Below are 5,083 nucleotides of genomic sequence, written 5' to 3' on the forward strand. Positions count from 1 at the left end.
AACTACTTTAATGATTTGCGGCTTGTCGTTTCCAATACTGGGGAAATAGTAGGATGTTGGGCAGCAACAACAGAGCCAGGGCGCTACTATACTCAAAACCCCATGAACCCTAAGGGAGCGGCTAGAATTGCCTTTGGCAATTACGTTGATGCCTGGGCAATTGGTAGGCATCATACTCAAGATGCTTTGGTTCAAGTCGGAAATATTACCGTCCACCGCGACTTAAACAAAGATGGGATGCGGACGGGAGACAAACTAGATACGGGAAGTTCCTTTGGTATTAATCAACATACAACATCTAATAACCCTCTTGAAATTGGAAAGTGGTCGGCAGGCTGCTTAGTAACTCCCAGTCCTACAAGTCACGCCAAATTTATGCAATTGATGAGAGATTCAGGACGTAAGTATTTTGATACAACGATTATTCCTGGGGACAAATTATTTAAGTTTGCCTATTAAATAGGACGATAACCTTGTAGTTCCTCTAATTAAATATTACTATAAATTAATATTTAATTATAATATGCAAATTTAAAATGGCAGAACCTAAAAACTTAGTAGGAACAGAAAAAGGTCAGTTGTTTATAAAAGCTTTAGCAGGGAAAGATAGTAGAGGTCATCTTTGGGAATGTATCTGTAGTTGTGGAAATACTCAGGTAATTCCTCAAGATTCTTTGTCGTCAAAAAAAGGTAAAATTTGTTGCGATTCCTGCACTAATAGTAGAAAAGGTTTAGCAGGTTTAAAACATGGTTATCAAACTCATCCAGCTTATGAAACTTGGAGAGGAATGATAAAAAGGTGCTATGAACCAAAGACAAATGGATATAAAAACTATGGAGGAAGGGAAGTGCCTATAACAGTTTGTGATGAGTGGAGAGAATCTATAGAATCTTTTATAATTTGGCTAAATAATGCAAATTGGAAGCCCGGACTTGAAATTGATCGTATTAATAACGACGGTAGTTATTGTCCAGAAAATTGCACCTTAGTTACTAGCAGTGAAAACTGTAGAAAAAGGAGAAACACTAGATATATTACAGTAGGGGAAGAAACCAAATCCGTAGCATATTTTGCAGAGAAATATAACATAGATAGATATTTAGTTTACCAACGGCTCAACCAAGGTTGGAACCCTGAAGACGCACTAACACTTCCATCAAACAGAGGGAGAAAGTTGTCTAAATGATTGTACTGACAATGCAGGAACATTGGGATATTATACGCGCCAAAATGAAAGAATTTGCTGATATGCGGATTAAATCAGTTCCATTAGAGGTGATTTACTCGTGAGTAGCGTACTAGATAAGATACAAGCGCCCATTAAATTAAGCGAAGCATCGCCGGAAATAATTAAAGCAGTACAGAGCGCGATCGGTGCAAAGGTAGATGGCATTTGTGGCGTAGAGACTATTTTAAAGTTCAATGCTTTTAAAAAAGCGCACTCCTTGGGCGAACCAGATTATTTAGGGGCAACGACTGCGAAAAAATTGCTGGAAATGTTGTCGTCGGGTGTCCCCATCCTAAAAATTAGTCCGGTCGGATTAAAATTAATTTGTGACTTTGAAGGCTGTCGATTAGAAGCGTATAAATGCCCCGCCAATGTACTTACGATTGGTTACGGTCACACAAAAGGCGTAAAACCAGGGATGAAGATTACTAAAATTCAAGCAGAGGAATTTTTGCGTCAGGATTTGGCGGAGTTTGAAAGTGCGATCGCATCCTTAGTAAAAGTGCCGTTAAATCAAAATCAATTTGATTCACTTGTTAGCTTTACCTACAACTGCGGTATCGAAGCATTGAGAAGCAGTACGTTACTCAAGTTGCTTAACGCCAAAGACTATAAAGGAGCGGCAAATCAGTTTTTGCGGTGGAATAAGGCTGGGGGGAAAGTTATGGCTGGATTGACTCGCCGCCGGCAGGCAGAAAAGTCCATGTTTGAAAAGCCAGTACCTCAAACTTGAATATGAACTGCTCCAATCCGCTTCGCTGAGATTGGAGTGCTTCACAGCGCGGATTTTCGCTTGTTGTTGATGGCGAATTTGGACAAAAAACCACAGATGCTGTGAAAAAGTTTCAAGCATCGGTGAATTTGGCTGCTGATGGGATTGTGGGGGGAGGCAACGGCAGAAGCTCTGGGAGTGACATCTCCTACACTTCCTGAGTACAGGTAAGTGTAGGAGATGTCACACATTGCTGTGACCTATACGGTGAATAAGTAGGGTTGTGGCAAAAGCGATCGCGGATTCTGTGCAAAGAGAGGCGATCGCTTTTTAATGACTTTCAGATTTATTTGAATCTACAGAGAAATCAATTAAATCGTTAGGAGTTATTAACCCTGGCTCATTTTTTAGTTGATTCAAGCACATTAACAATGTATTTAGTGTCCCTTCTGTGAGCCTAGGCATTTCATAACCTCGCAAATTAGAAACGCTATTTTTACTGATGCTCATAGCTTCTGCTAAGTCACTAGCTTTAATGCCGTAACGAGCCATAACCTCATTAAGTCGCCATTTAATCAAAGTTTGAATCATAACAATACAACTTTAAATTCTACTACTTAAGCTTATCACAACCTTCTACAACCTAGAAGTAGATTTTTATAACTTAAAGCTTGACATTACAATCGAGAGTTGTATAATAGAGTCATGAGCAGTAAAAGCTCAACCAATCAAAAAGGCGATCGCTAATGTCTGGAAAACCAAGCGATCGCCCGCGTCACCCAACAAGCGAGTAACAAGAATGAATATTAGCATCGACTTTGACCAAGAACAACGGGCTGCTTCCTATGAAGCTATCGAAGAAATTTATTTAGAGGGCATTAGCGATGGATTCGCTGGTCGCCTCCCAGCAATGGCTGAAATTATCTATCTCCAGGGCTACTGCGAGGGAATGCGCCAGGGCAGGGCAGAAATAGGAATAAATATTACTGTTACGCCCGAACAATTGAGTACAGAATTAGTCGATCTACCATTACTTTGCGGACAGTGCGCTCATTTAATAAATGGTAAATGCCGCATTAAAGATATTGCTAGAAATAGCGATATGTATGCGTGCGATCGCGTCCTTGTTGATTCACCATTTTAACATTAAATAACACATACATAGCCGATATAATTATTATTATATCGGCTATTAATATTTCTATTACTAATAACAAACATGCCTACTGAACAAATTTTAGAACGGATAGCGATCGCTCTCGAAAACCTAAACCCTAAAAGCAAAATTACTTTAGGATTTAGCGAACCGCCCAGCCCACAATATATATTTGTAGGCAACGAACCAGAGCAAGGATTGTGGTATTTTTTGAGTGAAGATTCTAAGAAAAACTATATACCTCAAAAGGCTCTAACTGGCACAATTAGAAAGTTAGAAATAGTACACCGGGAGTATAAAAAGCAAGAGCTTATCAAGCTAGATATTACGATTGAGAGCGATCGCACTTATGTACTTCGCACTGGTTTCGGTACTGTGTTTTGCAAAGGCTTATTGCTTGCTTTAAATACATTGAACTCTTTAGATAAACCACTAACTATTGCTGTAGCACCAGGGGAAGAAACGGTAGTATTTGCTAGGGTGTATGACGGGGCAACGAAAAAGCCGCTTGTGGCGGAGTGGCAGCCGGAAGCAGACTTTGCAGCTATATTGAACCGACTTCAAGGGATGCTTTCAGTATGGCGCAGTTGGAAATCTCCTGCCGATGCGATCGCTTGGGCGGTGACTCAATTACCCGATGTGCCGACTGATGTATTGGAGGAGGAGTTTGAAGAATTAGAGGCGACAAATGGAAAGAAGGCGATCGCCTGGGTAGCACGGGTAGAGGAGTTGCGGAAAGTCTGTGGGGCAGGTCTCCTGCCACAGAGCTTTTCAACTTGGCAGAAAACAGAGGTGTTTTAACAAGGCAGGCTAAGGACGTTTCTGAGGAACGGTTACGTCCTTCCGCAAAAGCTAGATGTTGCTGTAATAGTCTCCTATCCTTGGCTTCAAGTACGCAATTCCCCGGCGCACAAACCATCCTTTACTTTATTTATTAGCCTGCTACTAAGATGATAAAACAATTGGTTTGGACTTGTAACGAGCAACACGCCCTGGATAAGTGGGAAGCGTTTGAGTGGGCAAAAAAGATATATGACAGCGCGGACATTGTTTATTTGGACACTGAAACAACAGGGCTGCATAACGCATACCCCGTAGAAATAGCCGTCCTTTCTCGTCACGGTTCGCCCCTACTTAATACTTTAGTAAAGCCCCCTGTACCATCCGAAACAGGAGCAGAGCGAGTACACGGCATTACCGCCCAAATGTTAGAGGATGCGCCCACTTTTCCCGAAATCTATCCACTTCTCTCAAAAGTATTAAGCGATCGCACTTGTATTATTTACAATGCGGCTTTTGACTGCGGTATTTTGCGTAACTGCTATAAATATTACGGGCTAGAAGAAATAAAATTCATGCCTCAGTGCGCGATGGAATGGTACGCACAATACGTTGGCGATTGGAATAGCTATTACGGTAACTACAAGTGGCAAAAATTACCAAATGCTGGACATAGAGCGGCGGAGGATGCTTATGCTGCCCGTGAATTAATTAAAGAAATGACTTTCCCGCCCTCCTCGGAGGTGGAATATAATCGAATGTTCCCGCCAGTGCAGCTATATGCTGTGTGGAAAGAGGTTGGAAAAGTCAGATTTAATTGGAAAAAACCAGGCGAAAAGTATTACCCCACCTTTGATTCGGATTTTAAAATAAAAGTTCCTATTTTGGAATTGCGTGGGTACAACAGAAAGAGCAATCCGAAGCTCTGCGAGCGCGCTAGCGCTATCGCGGCAGAGAATCCGTCCATCCCTACGACGCAAATCGCTGACGACGGCATTCCCTTTTAAAAATAGCGGAAAAAATGGGGTGTAGCTCCGCTTCCCCCATTATTTTCCAAGAGAGTGTTACCGGATTTCCGGTAACACTGGTACAACTGATTCGGGCATAAGTTATCACTTTTAAACTTTGCAACGTCTACTTATTCAGTATATTGTAGACAATGCAGAGTTTATTATTTTTCGGGTGCAGTAGTTATGCGCGTCACTG

6 protein-coding genes and 2 pseudogenes are annotated in these 5,083 nt (G+C 41.5%); 7 read left to right on the forward strand and 1 reads right to left on the reverse strand.

Features of this window, described 5'->3' with window-relative positions:
• The 4 genes and pseudogenes from ACRC32_RS27760 to ACRC32_RS27775 all read left to right on the forward strand — a co-directional run.
• Nucleotides 1-459: pseudogene (locus tag ACRC32_RS27760) on the forward strand (peptidoglycan-binding protein); the annotation flags it as partial.
• Nucleotides 460-536: 77 nt separating this feature from the next.
• The gene (locus ACRC32_RS27765; RefSeq protein WP_438557006.1) at nt 537-1,187 is read left to right on the forward strand and encodes a hypothetical protein; all 651 of its coding nucleotides are present in this window, start codon (nt 537-539) and stop codon (nt 1,185-1,187) included.
• A 100-nt stretch (nt 1,188-1,287) separates the two neighbouring features.
• The gene (locus ACRC32_RS27770) at nt 1,288-1,962 is read left to right on the forward strand and encodes a lysozyme (RefSeq protein WP_438557007.1); all 675 of its coding nucleotides are present in this window, start codon (nt 1,288-1,290) and stop codon (nt 1,960-1,962) included.
• 59 nt (nt 1,963-2,021) lie between these two features.
• Nucleotides 2,022-2,162 (forward strand): annotated as a pseudogene (locus tag ACRC32_RS27775) (peptidoglycan-binding domain-containing protein); the annotation flags it as partial.
• 109 nt (nt 2,163-2,271) lie between these two features.
• Here the strand turns inward: ACRC32_RS27775 and ACRC32_RS27780 are convergent.
• Complete coding sequence (locus ACRC32_RS27780; protein WP_438557008.1) at nt 2,272-2,532, reverse strand: helix-turn-helix domain-containing protein; 261 nt, start codon at nt 2,530-2,532, stop codon at nt 2,272-2,274.
• A gap of 208 nt (nt 2,533-2,740) precedes the next feature.
• Between ACRC32_RS27780 and ACRC32_RS27785 the strand changes: the two genes are divergently transcribed.
• The 3 genes from ACRC32_RS27785 to ACRC32_RS27795 all read left to right on the forward strand — a co-directional run bounded on the left by ACRC32_RS27785 (nt 2,741) and on the right by ACRC32_RS27795 (nt 4,884).
• The gene (locus ACRC32_RS27785; protein WP_438557009.1) at nt 2,741-3,085 is read left to right on the forward strand and encodes a hypothetical protein; all 345 of its coding nucleotides are present in this window, start codon (nt 2,741-2,743) and stop codon (nt 3,083-3,085) included.
• A 75-nt stretch (nt 3,086-3,160) separates the two neighbouring features.
• Nucleotides 3,161-3,898 carry a hypothetical protein gene (locus ACRC32_RS27790; RefSeq protein ID WP_438557010.1) on the forward strand — a complete coding sequence of 246 codons (738 nt, stop codon included), beginning with the start codon at nt 3,161-3,163 and terminating at the stop codon, nt 3,896-3,898.
• A gap of 149 nt (nt 3,899-4,047) precedes the next feature.
• Complete coding sequence (locus tag ACRC32_RS27795) at nt 4,048-4,884, forward strand: 3'-5' exonuclease (RefSeq protein ID WP_438557011.1); 837 nt, start codon at nt 4,048-4,050, stop codon at nt 4,882-4,884.
• Nucleotides 4,885-5,083 lie beyond the last annotated feature (199 nt).

The organism is Chroococcidiopsis sp. (assembly GCF_051657925.1).
GTDB lineage: Bacteria > Cyanobacteriota > Cyanobacteriia > Cyanobacteriales > Chroococcidiopsidaceae > Chroococcidiopsis.